General features: G+C 70.3%; 16 protein-coding genes and 1 tRNA gene. 11 read left to right on the top strand and 6 right to left on the bottom strand.

What is annotated here, in order from left to right:
• Window positions 1–73: 73 nt before the first annotated feature.
• The 3 genes from ND450_RS15350 (at window position 74) to ND450_RS15340 (ending at window position 1,942) form a co-directional block, all read left to right on the top strand.
• Entirely contained in the window at window positions 74–853 is a 780-nt protein-coding gene (locus tag ND450_RS15350; RefSeq protein ID WP_253326799.1) for a DUF4239 domain-containing protein, read from the top strand.
• 92 nt (window positions 854–945) lie between these two features.
• Entirely contained in the window at window positions 946–1,764 is an 819-nt protein-coding gene (locus tag ND450_RS15345; protein WP_253326798.1) for a helix-turn-helix transcriptional regulator, read from the top strand.
• 10 nt (window positions 1,765–1,774) lie between these two features.
• Complete coding sequence (locus tag ND450_RS15340) at window positions 1,775–1,942, top strand: DUF397 domain-containing protein (protein WP_253326797.1); 168 nt, start codon at window positions 1,775–1,777, stop codon at window positions 1,940–1,942.
• On the opposite strand, the gene ND450_RS15335 is transcribed toward ND450_RS15340, so the two are convergent.
• From ND450_RS15335 to ND450_RS15325, 3 genes are all read right to left on the bottom strand, one after another.
• Entirely contained in the window at window positions 1,920–2,114 is a 195-nt protein-coding gene (locus ND450_RS15335) for a PspC domain-containing protein (RefSeq protein WP_253326796.1), read from the bottom strand. The two genes, ND450_RS15340 and ND450_RS15335, sit on opposite strands and share 23 nt — an antisense overlap.
• A gap of 120 nt (window positions 2,115–2,234) precedes the next feature.
• Window positions 2,235–2,840: a TetR/AcrR family transcriptional regulator gene (locus tag ND450_RS15330; RefSeq protein ID WP_089911415.1), complete on the bottom strand. Its 606-nt coding sequence runs from the start codon at window positions 2,838–2,840 to the stop codon at window positions 2,235–2,237.
• A gap of 27 nt (window positions 2,841–2,867) precedes the next feature.
• Window positions 2,868–4,244 (bottom strand): class I adenylate-forming enzyme family protein, encoded by a 1,377-nt coding sequence (locus ND450_RS15325; RefSeq protein ID WP_253326795.1) that lies wholly within the window; start codon window positions 4,242–4,244, stop codon window positions 2,868–2,870.
• Between the two features lie 94 nt (window positions 4,245–4,338).
• On the opposite strand from ND450_RS15325, the gene lnt reads away from it, so the two are divergent.
• The 4 genes from lnt to ND450_RS15305 are packed head-to-tail and all read left to right on the top strand — an operon-like array spanning window position 4,339 to window position 7,414.
• On the top strand, window positions 4,339–5,829 hold the full coding sequence (gene lnt, locus ND450_RS15320; RefSeq protein ID WP_253326794.1) for an apolipoprotein N-acyltransferase: 1,491 nt from the start codon (window positions 4,339–4,341) through the stop codon (window positions 5,827–5,829).
• Entirely contained in the window at window positions 5,813–6,580 is a 768-nt protein-coding gene (locus ND450_RS15315; RefSeq protein ID WP_089911405.1) for a polyprenol monophosphomannose synthase, read from the top strand. The genes lnt and ND450_RS15315 overlap by 17 nt, the downstream gene beginning before the upstream one ends.
• A 58-nt stretch (window positions 6,581–6,638) precedes the next feature.
• Window positions 6,639–6,923: a hypothetical protein gene (locus tag ND450_RS15310; RefSeq protein WP_089911401.1), complete on the top strand. Its 285-nt coding sequence runs from the start codon at window positions 6,639–6,641 to the stop codon at window positions 6,921–6,923.
• A 17-nt stretch (window positions 6,924–6,940) separates the two neighbouring features.
• Window positions 6,941–7,414 (top strand): TspO/MBR family protein, encoded by a 474-nt coding sequence (locus ND450_RS15305; protein WP_253326793.1) that lies wholly within the window; start codon window positions 6,941–6,943, stop codon window positions 7,412–7,414.
• Here ND450_RS15305 and ND450_RS15300 read toward each other — a convergent pair.
• Genes ND450_RS15300 through ND450_RS15290 form a run of 3 tightly spaced genes read right to left on the bottom strand, consistent with a single transcriptional unit; the run spans window position 7,407 to window position 10,729 of the window.
• Window positions 7,407–7,835: a DUF4383 domain-containing protein gene (locus tag ND450_RS15300; RefSeq protein WP_253326792.1), complete on the bottom strand. Its 429-nt coding sequence runs from the start codon at window positions 7,833–7,835 to the stop codon at window positions 7,407–7,409. The two genes, ND450_RS15305 and ND450_RS15300, sit on opposite strands and share 8 nt — an antisense overlap.
• A gap of 8 nt (window positions 7,836–7,843) precedes the next feature.
• Window positions 7,844–8,125, bottom strand: a complete 282-nt coding sequence (locus ND450_RS15295; protein ID WP_253326791.1) for a hypothetical protein — start codon at window positions 8,123–8,125, stop codon at window positions 7,844–7,846.
• A 48-nt stretch (window positions 8,126–8,173) separates the two neighbouring features.
• Window positions 8,174–10,729, bottom strand: a complete 2,556-nt coding sequence (locus ND450_RS15290; protein ID WP_253326790.1) for an AAA family ATPase — start codon at window positions 10,727–10,729, stop codon at window positions 8,174–8,176.
• Between the two features lie 162 nt (window positions 10,730–10,891).
• Here ND450_RS15290 and ND450_RS15285 point away from each other — a divergent pair.
• From ND450_RS15285 to ND450_RS15270, 4 genes are all read left to right on the top strand, one after another.
• Window positions 10,892–10,973, top strand: a tRNA-Tyr gene (locus ND450_RS15285).
• A gap of 76 nt (window positions 10,974–11,049) precedes the next feature.
• A complete protein-coding gene (locus ND450_RS15280) occupies window positions 11,050–11,541 on the top strand; it encodes a LysM peptidoglycan-binding domain-containing protein (protein ID WP_253326789.1) in 492 nt (163 codons plus the stop codon).
• A 1-nt stretch (window position 11,542) separates the two neighbouring features.
• Window positions 11,543–12,763: an MFS transporter gene (locus ND450_RS15275; RefSeq protein ID WP_253326788.1), complete on the top strand. Its 1,221-nt coding sequence runs from the start codon at window positions 11,543–11,545 to the stop codon at window positions 12,761–12,763.
• Window positions 12,764–12,923: 160 nt separating this feature from the next.
• Entirely contained in the window at window positions 12,924–18,389 is a 5,466-nt protein-coding gene (locus ND450_RS15270) for a carboxyl transferase domain-containing protein (protein ID WP_253326787.1), read from the top strand.
• The last annotated feature ends 23 nt before the right edge of the window (window positions 18,390–18,412 follow it).

The following is an 18,412-nucleotide window of genomic DNA, read 5'->3' as shown; positions in this document are numbered from 1 at the left end:
GTCGAGCGCAGAACAGTGCCGGGAAGCGTGGTGTTGGTGGTGAAACGGTGCCGGCTGTGGGGAGATGGAGGCCATGTGGAGCGCGCTGGTCATCGTCCTCGCCTCGGTGGTCGTCACCGCCGTCGCCTGCCTCCTGTTCGGGGCCTCCCGCGCCCACGACCAGGCCGACGACAAGGACGCGGACTCCCGCGGCTTCCTCGGCGCGGTGATCAGCGGCCTGTTCATCGTCGCCCTGGCCTTCTACATGGTGATCGTCTGGGAGGAGGGCGGCTCCGCCGAGGACAACGCCTCCCGCGAGGCCGCCGCCGTCGCCGACGTCTACTGGCAGACCGCCGCCATGCCCCAGCCCCAGCGCGACCACATCCGCTCCCTGCTCACCGAGTACCCGAAACTGGTGGCGGACAAGGAATGGCCACTGCTCGCCCTCGGCGAGTCCGACGCCTCGACCGGCGTGGCCCTGAACGCCCTGCACGCCGAGATCGTGTCGCTGCCCGCCACCCCGGACGAGGTGAAGAGCGCGCGCGAACGGTCTCTGCAGGCGTTGCGCGAAGTGACGGATCTGCGCCGCGACCGCCTCGACTCGGCCGGCGGGCTCGACAACACCGGCAAGATCATGCTGTTCGGGACGATCGCGGGGGCCGTGGCGATGATCGTGTTCCCGTTGCTGATCGGGTTCACCTCGCGGAAGCGGCACATCCTGCAGATGAGCCTGACCGCGGCTCTCCTGTCGTTCGTGTGCGTGTTGTGCGTGGGGATGACGCAGCCGTTCGACGGGTGGTTCCGGGTGGAGCCTGAGTCGTTCACGAGTCTGACGGAGGAGTTGGCCGGGATACCGGTGGAGGAGAACCGGTGAGGTCGTAGAACCCTTCTACGCCTGCTTCTTTCGAGTCAATTCGGGGCCGAAGTGATGGAGGCGGGTGGAGCGGCGGCGCTAGCTTCGCCCGCATGCCAAAAAGAGTGTCCACTGTGCTGGGTCGCGAGTTCGGCGAAGCCCTCCGAGTCATGATCGCCAGAACCGGTCTCAAGGAGGCCGAGCTCGCCAGGAAGCTCGGCTGGGAACACGCCAAGCTGTCGGACCTGGTGAACGGCAAGGGCGGCAGCTCCCTCGAGGAACTCGCTTTCCTGCTCGGCGTGTGCGGCGTCAAGCCGGACGACTTCCAGTACCTGAAGCGCCTTTTCCTGGAGTCGCGGGAGAGGGGTTGGCTGCAGCTCTACAACTCTGCATTGCCTCCCCATGTCCGGACCCTGATCCAGCACGAACGGATGGCGAAGGAGATCGTGCACTGGAGCTCGCTCTACCTGCCGGGTCTGCTGCAGATCGAGCAGTACGCCCGCGCCATCGCCGAGGACTCGCCCTTCATCGAGGCTGAGGAAGTGCCGAACTGGGTGGCCGCGAGGATGGAGAGGCGAACCATCGTGGCAGGACACAGGAAGTTCGTCTTCTACGTGTACGAACCGGTCCTGCACGCACAGGTGGGCAACGCGGACGTGATGAGGGAACAGCTGCATGAGCTGCTGCGGATGTTGATTCGCCCGTACATCACCGTGCGGGTCCTGCCCGCAGGACGCGCGATCAGCGGCGACTTCACGCTCTTGAAGTTCGAGAAGTACGAGCCGGTCGTCTTCGAAGGAAGCTTGAACTCGGCGTTGTTCCTCGATGACAAGGCATCTACCGGCCTCTACCAAACTGCGGTGAAGACGATGGACCGTGTTGCCCTGGGTAGGGAAGAATCACGGGAGTTGATCACCAGCATCGTGTCCTGAGGAGGCTCGGATGACCGAGTGGCGGAAGAGCAGCTACAGCGCGACCGGCTCTGATTGCGTCGAGATCGGCCGTGGCGTCGGCATCCGGGACTCCAAGGCGCCCGCCGCCCACGTGCCGGTCGAGCCGGCAGCGTGGGAGGCGTTCCTGCGGCTGGTCAGTAGCCGCGGTCGGGCATGATCACCCAAAGCACGAGGTAGACGACGAACTGCGGTCCGGGCAGAAGGCAGGACAGCAGGAACAGAAGGCGCACGGTGCCCGCCTTCATCCCCCAGCGCTGGGAGAGCCCCGCGCAGACACCCGCGATCATCCGGTTGGTCCTGGGCCTGCTCAAAGCAACTGTCGTGGTCATGTACCCAGGATGCCCATTCCGCGCGATCTGTTGCATCGGGACCAACCCTGAATTGACCCGGATGAGCGAGGTCACGCGAATCCAGGGGCGCGAACCGCAACAGAACGGCCTTGGGAAGCGTCAGGCGACGGACGCCGTGGAGAGCTGGTCGACGAACCGCAGGCAGATGGTGCGCATGGTGTCGACCGTCATGGCCTGCGAGCCGGCCAGCACCTGCAAAGCCAGCCCGTCGAGCATGCTGACCAACATGTTCGCGAGTTCGACCGGGTCGCCGGACGCCGTGATGTCGCCGGAGGCCTGGCCCGCGCGGAAGATGCTCGCCACTATGTCGCGCCACTCGCCGTAGAAGCGCTCGTTGAGCTCCTGCAGTTCCGGGTTGCGGATGGCCTCGACCCAGAGCTCCACCCAGACCTTCCACGCCTCGACGGTCTCGGCGCCTTCGGGGAGGTACGACTCGACGACCATGCGCAGGCGGGTCAGCGGGGGCTCGTCGGACTCGAGGATCCAGCGGCGGCGGGTCACCGAGACCTCGAAGCAGTGCTCGAAGGCCGCGTCGGTGAGTTCGCGCTTGGTCTCGAAGTAGTAGTGGACCGTGCCACCCGAGACGCCGGCGTCCTTGGCAACGTCGGACACCCGGAGGTGGCGGAAGCCCTCGGCCGCGATCACCTTGCAGGTCGACGCGAGGATCTGCGCCTTGCGTTCGGCTTCGACGCTTGGACGGGGCATTCGTCACCTCCTGGTTTGTGCCGAACCTTACCGAAAGAGGGAACGGAGCTTGCGCTTGTCGACCTTTCCGACCTTCGTCAGGGGCAGTCGCGGCAGAACCGTGACCCCTCTGGGCTGGTAGAGCTCGCCCAGTTCGGCCACGACCGAATCGCGAATCCTGTCGACATCGACATCCGGTCCTTCCGCGACCAGGAACAGGTGCACCACCTCGCCCAACGCCTCGTCGGGCCTGCCGACGGCCGCGGCCTCGCGGATTCCGGGAAGCGTCACGACGAAGTCGTCGAGCAGACGCGAGTAAACGTTGTCAGAAGTCCTGCCGGTGACGATGACGTCCTTGCTGCGGTCGTTCAAATAGAGGAATCCTTCGGAATCCAAATGGCCCATGTCGCCGGTGTTGAACCAGCCATCCGCCGTTTCGCTCAACGGTGGTTCGTTCCAATAGCCCTCCATCACGAACGGGCCGCGCACCCACACGTCGCCGTCGCGGATCTCGACCTCCGTGAGCGGGTTGGGCTTGCCGACCGTGCGCAGCGTGTCCGGGCGGGAGAGGTCGACCGACGTCGCGGGCATCATCGTGATCGCCTTGGCCTCGGTCATGCCGTAGCCCTGGTTGACGACCGGTCCCCACTTCTCGATCGCCTGCCGCAGGCGCTTGGGGGCGAGCGGGGAGCCGCCCACGATGACGACGCCGAACTGCGGGCCCGGGCACTCGGGGTGGTCCAGGACCTCGTACATCATCGGCGGCACGAACATCGTCGCGGTGATCTGCTCGTCGCGGGCGAGGCGCACGAAGGTGTCCGCGTCGAACGTCGACGGGCCCAGCACCAGCTTCGACCCCGTGACCAGGGCGAGCTGGCACGCGCCCGCGCCGCTGCCGTGGGTGATGAGGGTGTTGCAGAGCATGTTCATGGGCGGCGTCTGCGAGAACGCCGACCAGCGGCTGTCGTCGCGGTGCACCGCGAGCTTCGGCAGGCCGGTGGTGCCGCCGGTGTACATGACCGTGGTGAACGACGGCGCCGGGGTGCGTTCGACCGGGTCGCCGGGCAGGTCGGCGAGGTCCCAGCCGTCGAGGCGGGTGCTGAACGCCGGGTCGACGACGACGCCGGAGACCTCGGCGCGTTCGATGAGCGCCTTCAGTTCGCTGGGGCCCGGTTCCGGCGGCACGTAGACCAGGCGCGCGCCGAGCAGGTGGACGGCGACGACCAGCAGGACCGCCTCGGGGGTGTTGCCGACGTACGCCGCCACGCCGTCGCCGGGGCCGATGCCGCGCCGGGCGAGGCCGTCGGCGAGCCGGAACAGCAGGTCACGGGCTTGTGCGCGGGTGAGTCTGGTGTCGCCGCCGATCAGGGCTTCACGTTCGTCGTCCGTGGACAGCCGTTCCAGCACAAGATCGACGTAAGTCATACGTCCTGTGTACTCCTGGGCCTCGTACGCTGATCGGGTGGTCGCACCCCCCATCGCGCCGGAATCGCCGGAATTGCCCGCGCGCAGGCGAAAAGTGAGCCGTCCGGTGCTTTTGCGCACGGCACTCGCCGTCGTCGGCGGCGTACTGGTCTACCTGAGCTTTCCGCCGCGTCCGCTGTGGTTCCTGGCCCCGGTCGGGTTCGCGTTGCTGGCTCATGTGATCTACGACAGGCGTGCGCGCGCCGGCTTCGGGTACGGGCTGTTGTTCGGCCTCGGGTTCATGGTGCCGCTGCTGCGGTGGACCGGGGAGTTCGTCGGACTGATCGCGTGGCTGCCGCTGGCGCTCGCGTGCGCGCTGATGATCTCGATCGGCACGGCCGCGATGGCGTTCGCGTCACGCGTGCCGGGGTGGCCGCTGTGGGCGGCGTGCCTGTGGGTCGCGGACGAGGCCCTGCGCGGGGTGTTCCCGTTCGGCGGCTTCACCTGGGGCAAGATCGCGTTCGGCCAGCCGGAGGGGTGGTTCCTGCCGCTCGCGTCGCTGGGCGGGGCGCCGCTGGTGACGTTCGCGGTCGTGCTGACCGGGTTCGGGCTGTTCTGGCTGGTCAGGAACTGGAAGCTGGCCGCGCCGCTGGTCGTCGTGCCGCTGGCGGTGGGCCTGGTGCTGCCCGTCGGGGTGGACGCGTCCGCCGGGACCGTCACCGTCGCCGCCATCCAGGGCAACGTGCCGCGCGCCGGTCTCGACTTCAACTCGCAGCGCCGCGCGGTGCTCGACAACCACGTGAAGAAGACGGTCGAACTCGCCGCCGACGTCGCGTCGGGCCAGGTCAGGCAGCCCGACATCGTCATCTGGCCGGAGAACTCCTCGGACATCGACCCGTTCCGCAACCCCGACGCCGCCGCGCGCATCGACGTGGCCGCGAAGTCCATCAAGGCGCCGATCGCGGTGGGCGCCGTCGTGGTCGACAAGGGCGACGGGCTGCCGCGCAACCAGGTGGTGCTCTGGGACCCGGAGAAGGGGCCGACGGACACCTACACGAAGCGCAAGCTGCAGCCGTTCGGCGAGACGATGCCGATGCGGTCGTTCTTCCGGCTGTTCGCCTCCGAGGTCGACCGGGCGGGCGTCTTCCAGCCCGGATCGGACCCGGAGGGTTTCGTCATGGGGCCTGCGAAGGTCGCGATTGACACATGTTACGAAGTGGCGTTCGACTCAGTGGTCCGCGACTCCGTGACGGCCGGCGCGACGATCATCGCGATCCCGACGAACAACGCCACGTTCGGCTACACGGAGATGACCTACCAGCAGCTTTCCATGTCCCGCGTGAGGGCGGTGGAGCACGGGCGCGCCGTGGTCGTGGCCGCCACCTCCGGGGTGAGCGCGATCGTCGAACCTGACGGTTCCGTCACACGGAAGACTGGGCTTTTCGAGCCGGGTGCCCTGGTCGCGACACTGCCGCTGCGGTCACAGACTACGCTGGCGACTTGGCTAGGAGCCTGGCCCGAGTGGGTGATTGCCGCTGCGGGTCTTGTGGCGTTGGTGCCGGGCTTCATACGACGACGGAAGGACTCGAATGGCGCGGCAGCCTGACCAGGAACTCGGGCAGGTGCTGGTGGTGATCCCGACCTACAACGAGCGGGACAACATCGGGAAGATCGTCAAGAGGTTGCACACGGCGCTGCCGGACGTGCACGTCCTCGTGGTCGACGACGGCAGCCCCGATGGCACCGGCCAGCTCGCCGACGAGATGGCGGCCGCGGACGACCGGGTCCACGTGATGCACCGCACCGAGAAGGCCGGTCTGGGCGCCGCGTACGTCGCGGGCTTCCAGTGGGCGCTCGACCGCAACTACGGCGTCATCTGCGAGATGGACGCCGACGGCTCGCACGCGCCGGAGCAGCTGCACCGCCTGCTCGACGCGCTGCCGAAGGCAGACCTGGTCCTCGGCTCGCGCTGGGTGCCGGGCGGCGAGGTCGTGAACTGGCCCGCGCAGCGCAAGTTCCTGTCGCTGGGCGGCTCGCTGTACTCGCGGCTCGCGCTGGGCGCGAACGTGCGCGACATGACGGGCGGCTTCCGGGCGTTCCGCGCGGACACCCTGCGCAAGCTGAACCTCGCCTCGGTCGCGTCGGCCGGCTACTGCTTCCAGATCGACCTGCTGTGGCGGACGATCGAGCTGGGCTTCCGGGTCCGCGAGGTGCCGATCACGTTCCTCGAGCGCGAGTTCGGCGAGTCGAAGATGAGCGGCAACATCGTGCGCGAGGCCCTGATCCGCGTGACGAAGTGGGGCCTGCGGCGCCGTGGCAACCAGGTCAAGGCGCTGCTCACCGGCAAGAAGAAGTAAGCGCGGTTGACTTGTCCGGCGGTTGCGAGCGCGACCGCCGGACAGCACTGTTGCACGCATGGGCCTCGCGGACCGGATGATCCGCCTGCTCTGGGCGGTCGGCGGTGAGGACGTCGCGTCCAGGGTCCTGAGAGCGCACTGGCGGCTGCTGCCGTCCGACGACCCGCTGGGCCGGGCGCTGCGGTCACGACTGGTGGAGGCGCTGCGCGCCGAGCTGCCCGGTCACGACGCCCAGATCCGCGAGGCCGTCCTGGTCGACGAACTGACGCTGCTGGGTCCCGGCCGGGAGAAGCCGAGCCGGGCCGCGGTGCTGGGGATCGTGCGTGCTTTGCCTCGGTCCTGAACGGGTACCACCGGGACATGACGCTGGTATCGGAACGCCACCCCGTCCGCGCTCTCGGGCTGTTCGCGGGGGCGGTGCTGGTCACCGCCGTGGTGGGCTCGCTGTTCTCCGTGTCGGCCGGATCGACGTACATGGCGCTGGAGCAGCCCTCCTGGGCGCCGCCCGCGTGGCTGTTCGGCCCGGTGTGGACGACGCTGTACGTGATGATCGCCGTCTCCGGCTGGCTGGCGTGGCGGGCCGGGGCCACGCGTCGTGAGCTGGCGTTGTTCGGCGGGCAGCTCGTCCTGAACGCGCTGTGGACGCCGTTGTTCTTCGGGCTCGGCTGGTTCTGGGTGGCGTTCGCCGAGATCGTGGTGCTGTGGCTCGCGGTCGCCGCCGTGCTCGTGGTGTTCTGGCGGCGCAGCACCGTCGCCGGGGTGCTGCTCGTGCCCTACCTGGCGTGGGTGAGCTTCGCGGGCGCGCTGAACCTGTCCATCGCGCTGCTCAATTGACCGGCGAGTCGCTGCGGGCGCGTTCCACCGCCGTCGTGATCACGCCGAGCAGGATCATCCCGGCGCCGAGGCCCAGGTGCAGCCAGTTGTCGGCGGTGTTGACCGGCAGGACGTTCGAGTCGCCGTGTTCGCCGATCGCCGAGCCGTAGACCCACAGCAGCACGTAGAGCCCGCCGCCCGCCACCAGGAACATGCGGGCGAACTGGGGCGTCTTCGCGGCGAGCAGGCCGAGCACGCCGAACAGCAGGTGCACGAGGTTGTGCAGGACGGACACGGCGAAGAGGCCGAGCAGGAGGGCTCCCGAGTGACCGGCGAAGCGCAGCTCGTCGTAGTGCGTGGTGATGCCGGGCACGAACCCGAGCACACCGACGAGCAGGAAGGCCGCGCCGATCACCGAGGACGCCGTTTGAACTGGTCGCATGCGGCTGGCTACCCGGCGACGGCCGGACTGAACTCCCGCAGCACCTCCATCCCGGTCATCGCGGGCGCGCCGGCCGGCTCCGGGCCGAGCACGCGGGCGAGGACCGGCCCCAGGACCTCGCGGAAGAACCGGTCGGCGTGGTCCTTCGACTCCCAGACGGCGATGACCCGGAACTCGTCGCCGTCCTGGCAGGCGTAGCGGGCGCGCAGGCCGTCCGGAACGGCCGCGCCCATCACCTGGTCGAGCTTGTCGAGGGAGCGGATGGGCGGGGTCGCGATGGTGAGCCACATGGTGTCCTCCTCGGTCGATGTGACTCGAACCTAGGAAGTTCGCGCTGGTCAGCCATCCGCCGGACTACTCGGTGCGGTACTCATCCACGCCGCGATCTGGCTGCGCGTGCGGAAGCCGAGCTTGGTGAGGATGTGCTGGACGTGGTTCTGGGCGGTCCGCTCGGAGATCACCAGCCTCCGCGCGATCTGGCGGTTGGTCAGGCCCGCGGTCACCAGTTCCGCGACCTCGTGCTCGCGGCTGCTCAGCTCGGTCGTGGTGAACGCCGTCATGCCCAGCGCGCGGATCGTGCGGTCGGCGGCGCGCTGCACGGCGTCGGCGTCGCGTCCCAGTGCGCGCAAGGCGGCCGCGAGGTGCCAGCGGGCCTCCGCGGCGAACGCCGGCGCGCCCGCCCGTGACGCCTCGTCGGCCGCGGTGGTCAGGTCGGCGACGGCCTGCTCGTGCTCACCGAGCGCCAGGTGGCCGCGGCCCAGCGCCAGCGTCACCGGGCCCATGTACGCGACGCCGTTGCCGGCCGCGTGCTCACCGCGGAACCCCGCGAGCCGGGGCAGGACCTGCCTCAGGTCGTCGGTCAGACCCAGCCCGGACGTCACGAGCACGGCGTCGACCAGACCGGGCAGCACGAAGAACGCGGGCAGCTCCCACTCGGCGACCGGGCCGCAGCGGCGGTAGAACTCCAGCGCCTCGTCGCGGAAACCCGCCCGCAGCAGCAGGAACGCCCGCGTGAGCTTCGACATCAACCGGAACCGCGGCGGCGGGTCGTGGAAGTGGCGGGCCAGCACGAGGCCGTCCTCTGAGACGTCGAGGTGGCAGGAGAGCCCGCACTGCAGGGCGAAGTAGGCGCCTGACGCGGGTTCGCGCTCGATCACGCGCATCCGGTCGTAGGCGCGGCGGCCCGTCTCCCTCGCCTCCGCGAACCGGCCCTGCGCCTGGGCGATGCAGGCCGTCACGACGTCGAGGTGCCACAGCGGGACCTGGCCGCCGACGCGCTCGCAGGCCCGTTCGAGTGCGGGCAGTTCCTCCTGCGCCGCGGCGAGCTCGCCGCTCTCGACCAATGCGTGGACGCGCCACAGCGAGCCCCACATCGCTCCGCGCGGGCTGTGCGTGCGGTGGGCGAGCGCGATCATCTCGGTGGCGAGCCCAAGGCGTTCTGCCCGGCCGGCCGGACCGGGACACGCCTCCTGCCTGGCGTGCAACGCCTCGGCGAGCGCCCTGTCGTCACCCCTGGCCAGCGCGAGCGCCTCGCGGCTCAGCCGGTCGAGCCGGTGCTGCTCGCCGCGGTAGAACGCCAGGTGGCTGCGCTGGGCCAGCAGGCGGGCGCGCGTCGCCGGGCGGACGTCGTGGCGGAGGGCGTTGTCGCACAACGGGGTGGCGACCGCGTTGACGCCCGCGCCGGGTGCGGCCTCGAGCACCAGGGCCGCCTCGGCGACCTGTTCGGGATCCGTGGCGAGTTCGGCGGCGCGCTGGGCGGCCTGGACGCACGTCGCCAGGTCCCCGGCGAAGTAGGCCGCCCTGCCGAGCGCGACCTGAACCTCGTTGCTGTCGCCCAGTTCCGCGGCCGCGCGGTACAGGCGCACGCCTTCCTCGTAGGCGAGCCGGGTCACCGCGTCCCGAGCCGCGCGGATGGTCCACACGCGCGCCTCTTCCGCCGCGCCGCAAGCGTGCCAATGCCGGGCGACGTCCGCGTAGCGCGTGCTGCCCGCCATGGCCTCCGCGATCCGGCGGTGCAGCACCCGGCGTTCGGCGGGGGAGAGCGAGGCCTCGACGGCGTCCCTGGTCAGCGCGTGCGTGAACCGGTGCCCGGTCGCGTCGATCAGCGTCGCCGCCTCGTCCAGGGCACTGATCGGCAGGTCCGACGCCCTCGCGGCGAGGTCGAGGTCGAAGTCGCGGCCGATCAGCGCGGCGGTCTTGACCAGCTCGCGGGCGTCGGGGGAGAGCTTCGCGAGACGGGCGGCGACGATGTCGCGCACGCTGCGCGGTGGCCGGTCCGCACGCCAGGAGCCGTCCTCGAGCGCGCGGGCGATCTCCGTGACGAACAAGGGGTTGCCGCCGGTCAGCTCGGTGATCGTGGCCGCGTGCTCCGCTCCGGCGAGCTCCGCGACCTCGTCGGCGGACAGCCCGTGCAGGTCGATTCGGTCGGCCGAGCGCATGAGGTCCGCGACCGCCGGGCACGGATCGCGGAACGTCGCGAACAGCAGCACGGTCCGCAGGTGCGTGGCCAGGTGGGCGAGCACGAGCAACGACGCCTCGTCCGCCCAGTGGACGTCCTCCACGACGACCACCAGCCCGTCGCGGTCCAGCGCCGTCGTGACCGCGTCGAACACCCGGAACCGGTCCTGCGGCACCTCGGCGTCGTGCGCGAGCACGGCGTCGGGATCCGCGCCGGCCGCCTTCAGCACCTGCCGCCACGGCCAGAACGCGGGCGCCCCGGCGGTCTCGACGCAGTGCCCCCACACCACCTCCCGGCCGAGCGCGAGGGCGTGCCCGGCCAGCTCCTGGGCCAGCCGCGTCTTGCCGATGCCCGGCTCACCGCCGCAGAGCACCAGCCGTCCGGTCCCCGCCGCGAGCCACGACCGCGCCGCGGCGAGCTCACGGCCGCGCCCCACGACCCTCACCTCCTGGATGTCGCTCCGGCGTGAAAAGACGTTTCCCGCGATGCCGCAAACAAATGGTTGGCGAGGAGGGCGAAGATCGGGGAAAGTGGTGCATGCCGCTGTAAGGCCAGGTCAGAGCGTTCATTCGCGGGTGAAGAAATGTGTTCGAACAAGGGTGGAGAGGGGGCTGTGGAGCCCCGCCCGTCTGTAAAACGGGAGCTTTTGTGCAGAGTCGGTTCGACTCCGACCTCCACCACCGTTGCGCCACCGGGGTGAACCCCGGCAACGCACCCCCCGCCCCTCACGACTTACGGGTGGAGGAAGGGGGAGACATGACCATCGACGTACAACAGCCCCGCCCGCTCGGCCTCGTCGGCGGCCAGGTGCACATCGCCGGCACCGCGGGCGGAGCGTTCGAGGCGCGGTTCCGGTACCGCGTGCACGAGGGGCACGATGAGGTGACCGGCGGGTTCAGCGCCGGGGACGGCGTCGGCGGCCACGGCCAGTTCCAGGTGCGCGTCGACGTGTCGGGGGCGTCGTTCGCGCTCGACCGGCTCTTCGTCGAGGTCTTCTGGGTGTCACCGAAGGACGGCGCCGAGCTCGACAAGGTGATCGTGCCGGTGGTGTACGGGCCGCGGATCGTGCCCGGCTACCGGGTGTACCAGGAGTACGTGGTCAAGGCCGGCGACACGCTGTGGTCGATCGCCACGCACTTCTACGGCTCCGGCAACCTCTACACGCGGCTGGTGCGGGCCAACCCGCACGTCATCACGGATCCCAACGTGATCAGCCCGGGGACCGTGATCAGGGTTCCGCAGTCCTGATGTGACCCTCTGGCAGGACCGGGAGTTCAGGAGGTTCTGGCTCGCCAGGGCGATCTCGAACGCCGGGTCCGCGCTGTCGGGCGTCGCGCTGCCCGTCCTGATGTACTCGCTCACCGGCAGCGCCGCGCACACGGCGGCGCTCGCGGCGCTGACCGCCGCGCCTTACCTGGTGTTCGGGCTGGTCGCGGGCGCGCTCGCCGACCGGGTGCACCGGCGCGCGGTCATGGTCGTCACGGACCTGGTCAGCGCCGGTCTGCTGGCCAGCGTGCCCGTCGCGTCCGCCTTCGGCGCGCTGACGCCGGTGCACCTGATGCTGGTGGCGGGCGGGGTGGCGAGCGTCGGTGTCTGGTTCGACGCGGCCGCGTTCGGGGCCCTGCCCGCGCTCGTCGGGAGCGAGAACCTCGTGCGCGCCAACAGCGCGGTCTGGAGCACGGCCACCGCTGTGCACATCGCGGCCCCGTCGGTCGCCGGGGTGCTGTTCGCGGTCCACGGGCCCGCCGGGACGTTGGCGCTCGACGCGGTGAGCTTCGCCGTGTCCGCGGCGCTCGTGCGGACGATCCTGCGGCCGATGACCACCTCGCGGCCGCCGCGCGCGGTCCTCGGGGCGGACATCCGCGAAGGACTCGAGTTCCTGTGGAGGGAACCCACAGTCCGGCTCTTCCTCGGCCTGGGTCTCGGTCAGGCGGTCGCGGGCGGCGCCGTGTCCGGGCTCCTCGTCGTCTACGCCTTCCGCGGGTTCGGCGTCCCGCAGGACGACCCGCGCGTCGGTGTGCTGTTCAGCGCGCTGGCCGCCGGGTCGTTCGCCGCCACCGCCCTCATGCCCGCGATCAGCGACGCCTGCGAGCCCCGCCGCGTCGCCGCCACCGGGCTCACCGCCGGCGTGGGCGTGCTGGGCCTGCTGGTGGGGGCGCCGGCGTGGTGGCTCGCCGTGCTCGGCGTCGCCCTGTGGGGCCTGACCTCAACGGTCGTCGTCAACGGCATCACGGTGCGCCAGTTGATCACTCCTGATCATCTTCAGGGGAGGGTCGGCCTGGTCGGGCGCATGATGACGTTCGGGATCGGGCAACCGGCCGGCGCGCTGGCAGGGGGCGTGCTGGCCGACGCGCTGTCGGTCCGTTCCGCTCTGGTGACCGCGGCATTACCGCTCGCTGTCGCCGCTGTGATCGGATGGTCACAGGTGGGCAGCGAGAGCGGTGGTGAGTTGGGACACGGGCTCAAGTGAGGCTGTGCCGAGGACCTGGTGCCTTGTTGGTTTCATACAAAGCACGCTGCTCAACTCGTTCCGATCTAGCGGTTTTGCTACCGGGTAGTAGACGAGAGTGTGTACATCGATTGAGCGGCGTGTGCCGCTGAGGTCGTAATGTCCGCGAGGAGCCAAGTCGTTGTTCAGTCGTGTAGCGATCGTCAACCGCGGGGAAGCCGCAATGCGGCTGATCCACGCCGTCCGTGAGCTCGCCGCCGAGTCAGGGGAACGGATCGAGACCGTTGCCCTGTACACCGATGTCGACAAGTCGGCGCCCTTCGTCAGGGAGGCCGACCTCGCCTACAACCTCGGCCTGGCGGCGGACCGTCCGTACCTGAACCTGCAGGTGCTGGAGACCGCCCTCGTCGAGACGAAAGCCGACGCCGCGTGGGTCGGCTGGGGCTTCGTCGCCGAGATCCCCGAGTTCGCCGAACTGTGCGAGAAGGTCGGCGTCACGTTCGTCGGCCCGTCCGCCGAGGCCATGCGCAAGCTCGGGGACAAGATCGGCTCGAAGCTGATCGCCGAGGAGGTCGGCGTCCCCGTCGCGCCGTGGTCGCGCGGTGCCGTCGAGAACCTCGAGCACGCCCTGAAGGTGGCCGAGGAGGTCACCTACCCGTTGATGCTCAAGGCGACCGCCGGTGGTGGCGGCCGGGGCATCCGCAAGATCACCTCTCCTGCCGAGATGGAGGAGAACTTCGAGCGCACCAGCCTGGAGGCCGCGCGCGCGTTCGGCTCCGGCGTGATGTTCCTGGAGCGCCTCGTCACCGGCGCCCGGCACGTCGAGGTGCAGGTCATCGCCGACGGCCAGGGCACGGCGTGGGCGCTCGGCGTCCGCGACTGCTCGGTGCAGCGGCGCAACCAGAAGATCATCGAGGAGTCGGCCTCCTGCGTGCTGGAGCAGCACCAGGTCGACGAGCTGAAGGCCTCGGCCGAGCGCCTCGCGAACGCGGTGGGCTACCGCGGCGCGTGCACCGTCGAGTTCCTCTACCACCCCGGTGAGAAGCTCTTCGCGTTCCTCGAGGTCAACACCCGCCTGCAGGTCGAGCACCCGATCACCGAGATCACCACGGGCTTCGACCTGGTCAAGGCGCAGCTGCACGTCGCGGGCGGCGGCAGGCTCGAGGGCGAGAAGCCCGTCGAGCAGGGCCACGCCGTCGAGGCGCGCCTGAACGCCGAGGACCCGGACCGCGACTTCGCGCCCTGCCCCGGCACGATCGTTCGTCTGGAACTCCCCGCCGGCCCCGGCATCCGCGTCGACACCGGTGTGGCCGAGGGCTCGCAGATCCCCGCCGACTTCGACTCGATGATCGCGAAGATCATCGCGTACGGCCGCAACCGCGACGAGGCGCTCGGCAAGCTGCGCCGCGCGATGGCCGAGACGACCGTCATCATCGAGGGCGGCACGACCAACAAGAGCTTCGTGCTCGACCTGCTCGACGAGCCCGCCGTGATCGACGGCTCGGCCGACACCTCGTGGATCGACCGCGTCCGCGCCGACGGCGGCCTGATCTCGCACCGCCACTCCGCGATCGCGCTCGCGGCGGCGGCCATCGAGGTCTACGAGGACGAGGAGCAGATCAACCGCGCCGAGCTGCTGGCGTCGTCGCGGGGCGGCCAGCCGCGCACGAACCACGAGGGCGCGGCCAAGCTGGAGTTCGTGCTGCGCGGCCAGCCGTACGTCGTCAACGTCGCCCGAGTCGGTGCCGCGAAGTACCGCGTCGGCGTGGCCGCCGCGGACTCCGAGACCGTGCTGACCGGGGACGTCGACGTCGAGCGGTTCGACCACCACGTCGGCCAGATCACCGTCAACGGCACGCGGTTCCGCGTCGTCACCGGCACGCACGGCCCGGTCCACCAGGTCGAGGTCGACGGCGTCACGCACCGCGTCACCCGGGACGAGGGCGGTGTCCTGCGCTCGCCGATGCCCGCGCTGGTCGTCGCGACGCCGCTCGCGGTCGGTGCCGAGGTCGAGGCCGGCGCGCCGGTGCTCGTGCTCGAGGCGATGAAGATGGAGACGGTGCTGCGCGCGCCGTTCCGCGCCCGGCTCAAGGAACTCAACGTCGTCGTCGGCACCCAGGTGCCCGCTGGTGGCGCGCTGCTCAAGCTGGAGGAGGTCGAGGACGAGACCGGTGCCGCCGAGGTGGCGAAGTCCGAGTCGTCGGTCGAGCTGGAGCTGCCCGAACCGCCCGCGGACGTCCGGCCGGAGGAGCTCGCCGCCCGCGGTCTCGAGGACCTGCGCGCGTTGCTGCTGGGCTTCGACACCACCGCGCTGGAGACCGCGCGCGTGCTGTCGAACTACATGAGCGCGCGGCTCGAGCTGCAGGAGCGCCCGCTGGTCGCGGAGGCCGAGCTGCTCGGCATCTTCGCCGACCTGAGCGACCTCTCGCGCAACCGCCCGGCCGGTGAGGAGACCAAGCCGGAGAACCACATCCACTCCCCGCGCGAGCACTTCCACACCTACCTGAAGACGCTCGACGCGGACCGCGCGGCGCTGCCGGAGAGCTTCCGCGCCCGGCTCGCGAACGTGATCGGCCACTACGGCATCACCGAGCTCGACCGCACGCCGGAGCTGGAGCAGGCCGTCTTCCGGATCTTCGTGGCGCTGCGCCGCGGCGTGTTCGACGCGGCCGTGGCGACGACCCTGCTGCGCCAGTGGGTGCAGGAGGCGCCGCCGGTCGAGTCCGAGCGCGTGCGCGTCGGCCTGGTGCTGGAGCACATCATCGCCGCGACGCAGGTCCGCTACCCGCAGGTGGCCGACCTCGCCCGCAGCGTCGTGTTCACCTGGTTCGCGCAGCCGCTGCTGCGCCGCACCCGCGCCCGCGTGCACACCGAGGTCCGCAGGCACCTGATCCACCTCGACGCGAACCCGCGCGCGGCGGACCGCGAGGAGCGGATCGTCGCGATGGTGGCGTCGGCCGAGCCGCTGGTGCGCCTGCTCGGGCAGCGCATCGGCAAGCCCGGCGCGGACAACACCCCGTTGCTGGAGGTGCTCGCCCGCCGCTACTACACCAAGAAGGCGCTGGAGAACCCGCGCGTGAGCGGCGCGTTCTTCCTCGCGGAGAACGAGCCGGAGCAGACGCGTCTCGTCTCGACCGCGGTGGAGTTCCCGTCACTGACCGACGCGATCGGGGACGTCGTCAAGCACGCCGAGGGCAGCGCCGTCGTCGCGGACCTCTACGTCAACTGGGCCGACGGCCCGACCGACCAGGACGAGATGGCCGCCGGTCTCGGCGCCGCCCTCGCCGCGCACCAGCTGCCGCCGACGATCACCCGCATCACCACCACGGTGGCGGGCCGTCGCGGCGAGTCGATGCACCACCACTTCACGTTCCGCCCGTCGTCCGGCGGGTTCGCGGAGGAGAGGCTGGTGCGCGGGCTCCACCCGCGCATCGCCGAACGCATGCAGCTCGAGCGGCTGCGCGAGTTCGACCTCACGCGTCTGTCCTCTGTGGACGAGGACGTGTACCTGTTCCGCGCCGTGGCCAAGGCGAACAAGTCCGACGAGCGGCTCGTCGCGCTGGGCCAGGTCCGCGACCTGACGCCGTTGCGCGACGACGAGGGCCGGATCGTGGCCCTGCCCGCCGCCGAGGACGTCCTCGCGACCTGCCTCGACGGCATCCGCCGGGCCCGCGCGCAGTCCGGTGGCCGCACCCGTCTCGCGACCAACCGCGTGGTGCTCTACGCGTGGCCGCCGACCGAGCTCGGGTCGAAGGACCTGGACGCGATCGCCCAGCGCGTGCTGCCCACGACCGCCGGCCTGGACCTGGAGGAGGTCCTGTTCCTGGCGCGGCGCCGCGACCCGGTCACCGGCGAGCTGTCCGACATCGGCGTGCGGATCGCGAACGACGCGGGCTCGGGCGTGCGGTTCTCGTTCGTACAGCCGCCGACCGAGCCGATCCAGCCGCTCGACGACTACCGCCAGAACGTCCTGCGCGCGCAGTCCCGCGGCACGATCTACCCGTACGAGCTGGTCGACATGCTCGTCGGCAACGGCGGTTCGTTCGTGGAGCACGACCTCGTCGACGGCTCCCTGGTGCCGGTCGACCGCCCGCGCGGCGGCAACAAGGCGGGCATCGTCGTCGGTGTGGTGACCACCCCGACCCCGGCGTACCCCGAGGGCATGAAGCGCGTGGTGCTGCTGGGCGACCCGACCAAGTCGCTGGGCGCCCTGGCCGAGCCCGAGTGCTCGCGGGTGATCCACGCGATCGACCTGGCCGAGTCGTTGTCCGTGCCGCTGGAGTGGTTCTCGCTCTCGTCCGGCGCGAAGATCTCGATGAGTTCCGGTGTCGAGAACATGGACTGGGTCGCGGCCGCTCTGAAGCGGATCGTCGAGTTCACGCAGGACGGTGGCGAGATCAACGTCGTCGTCAACGGCATCAACGTCGGCGCCCAGCCGTACTGGAACGCCGAGGCCACGATGCTCATGCACACCAAGGGCATCCTGGTCATGACGCCGGACTCGGCGATGGTGCTCACCGGCAAGCAGGCCCTGGACTTCTCCGGCGGCGTGTCGGCCGAGGACAACTACGGCATCGGCGGCTACGACCGCGTCATGGGCCCGAACGGCCAGGCGCAGTACTGGGCCCCGGACCTGCGCTCGGCGTTCGACGTCCTGCTGGCGCACTACGAGCACAGCTACATCGCGCCAGGTGAGTCCGGCCCGCGTCGAGTTGCTTCGAGCGACCCGGTTTCCCGTGACGTGTCGGTCTTCCCGCACGTGGTCGGCGACAGCCCGTTCACCACGGTCGGCGAGATCTTCTCCGTCGAGGCGAACCCGGACCGCAAGAAGCCGTTCGACATCCGCACGGTGATGCGGGCGCTGTCCGACCAGGACCACGAGGTCCTGGAGCGCTGGGCGGGCATGGCCGACGCCGACACGGCCGTCGTCCAGGACGTCCATCTCGGCGGCATCCCGGTGACCCTGCTGGGCATCGAGTCGCGCGGCGTCGCCCGCACCGGCTTCCCGCCCACCGACGGCCCGGACACCTACACCGCCGGCACGCTGTTCCCGAAGTCGTCGAAGAAGGCGGCCCGCGCCATCAACGCGGCCTCGGGCAACAGGCCTCTCGTGGTGCTGGCGAACCTGTCCGGGTTCGACGGCTCGCCGGAGTCGATGCGGGAGCTGCAGCTCGAGTACGGCGCCGAGATCGGGCGGGCGATCGTCAACTTCCGCGGGCCGATCGTGTTCACGGTGATCTCCCGGTACCACGGCGGCGCGTTCGTGGTGTTCTCGAAGGCGCTGAACCCGTCGATGACGGTGCTCGCGGTTGAGGGGTCGTTCGCCTCGGTCATCGGTGGGGCGCCTGCCGCGGCCGTGGTGTTCGCTCGTGAGGTCGACGGGCGTACGGCCAACGACCCGCGGGTGAAGAAGCTGGAGTCCGCGGTGGCGGAGGCTTCCGGGGCTGAGCGGGCGGCGTTGACCGCTGAGCTGGCTTCCACGCGTCAGTCGGTGCGGACGGAGAAGCTGAACGAGATGGCGGCCGAGTTCGACCGGGTGCACAGCGTGCAGCGTGCGGTGGAGGTCGGGGCGGTCGACGCGATCATCTCGGCGGCGGAGCTGCGGCCGGCGATCATCCGGGCTATCGAGGCGGGTTTGAAGAAGTAGGTTGTTGGGGTCTGGCCCGGTCG

The organism is Lentzea sp. HUAS12 (assembly GCF_024125735.1).
In the GTDB taxonomy this organism is placed as follows: domain Bacteria; phylum Actinomycetota; class Actinomycetes; order Mycobacteriales; family Pseudonocardiaceae; genus Lentzea; species Lentzea albida.
This window is presented reverse-complemented; position numbering and strand designations above follow the sequence as displayed.

Coding starts and splice junctions, on each gene's coding strand:
- ND450_RS15350 (WP_253326799.1), top strand. CDS start 74: ATGTGGAGCGCGCTGGTCATCGTCCTCGCCTCGGTGGTCGTCACCGCC.
- ND450_RS15345 (WP_253326798.1), top strand. CDS start 946: ATGCCAAAAAGAGTGTCCACTGTGCTGGGTCGCGAGTTCGGCGAAGCC.
- ND450_RS15340 (WP_253326797.1), top strand. CDS start 1,775: ATGACCGAGTGGCGGAAGAGCAGCTACAGCGCGACCGGCTCTGATTGC.
- ND450_RS15335 (WP_253326796.1), bottom strand. CDS start 2,114: ATGACCACGACAGTTGCTTTGAGCAGGCCCAGGACCAACCGGATGATC.
- ND450_RS15330 (WP_089911415.1), bottom strand. CDS start 2,840: ATGCCCCGTCCAAGCGTCGAAGCCGAACGCAAGGCGCAGATCCTCGCG.
- ND450_RS15325 (WP_253326795.1), bottom strand. CDS start 4,244: ATGACTTACGTCGATCTTGTGCTGGAACGGCTGTCCACGGACGACGAA.
- ND450_RS15315 (WP_089911405.1), top strand. CDS start 5,813: ATGGCGCGGCAGCCTGACCAGGAACTCGGGCAGGTGCTGGTGGTGATC.
- ND450_RS15310 (WP_089911401.1), top strand. CDS start 6,639: ATGGGCCTCGCGGACCGGATGATCCGCCTGCTCTGGGCGGTCGGCGGT.
- ND450_RS15305 (WP_253326793.1), top strand. CDS start 6,941: ATGACGCTGGTATCGGAACGCCACCCCGTCCGCGCTCTCGGGCTGTTC.
- ND450_RS15300 (WP_253326792.1), bottom strand. CDS start 7,835: ATGCGACCAGTTCAAACGGCGTCCTCGGTGATCGGCGCGGCCTTCCTG.
- ND450_RS15295 (WP_253326791.1), bottom strand. CDS start 8,125: ATGTGGCTCACCATCGCGACCCCGCCCATCCGCTCCCTCGACAAGCTC.
- ND450_RS15280 (WP_253326789.1), top strand. CDS start 11,050: ATGACCATCGACGTACAACAGCCCCGCCCGCTCGGCCTCGTCGGCGGC.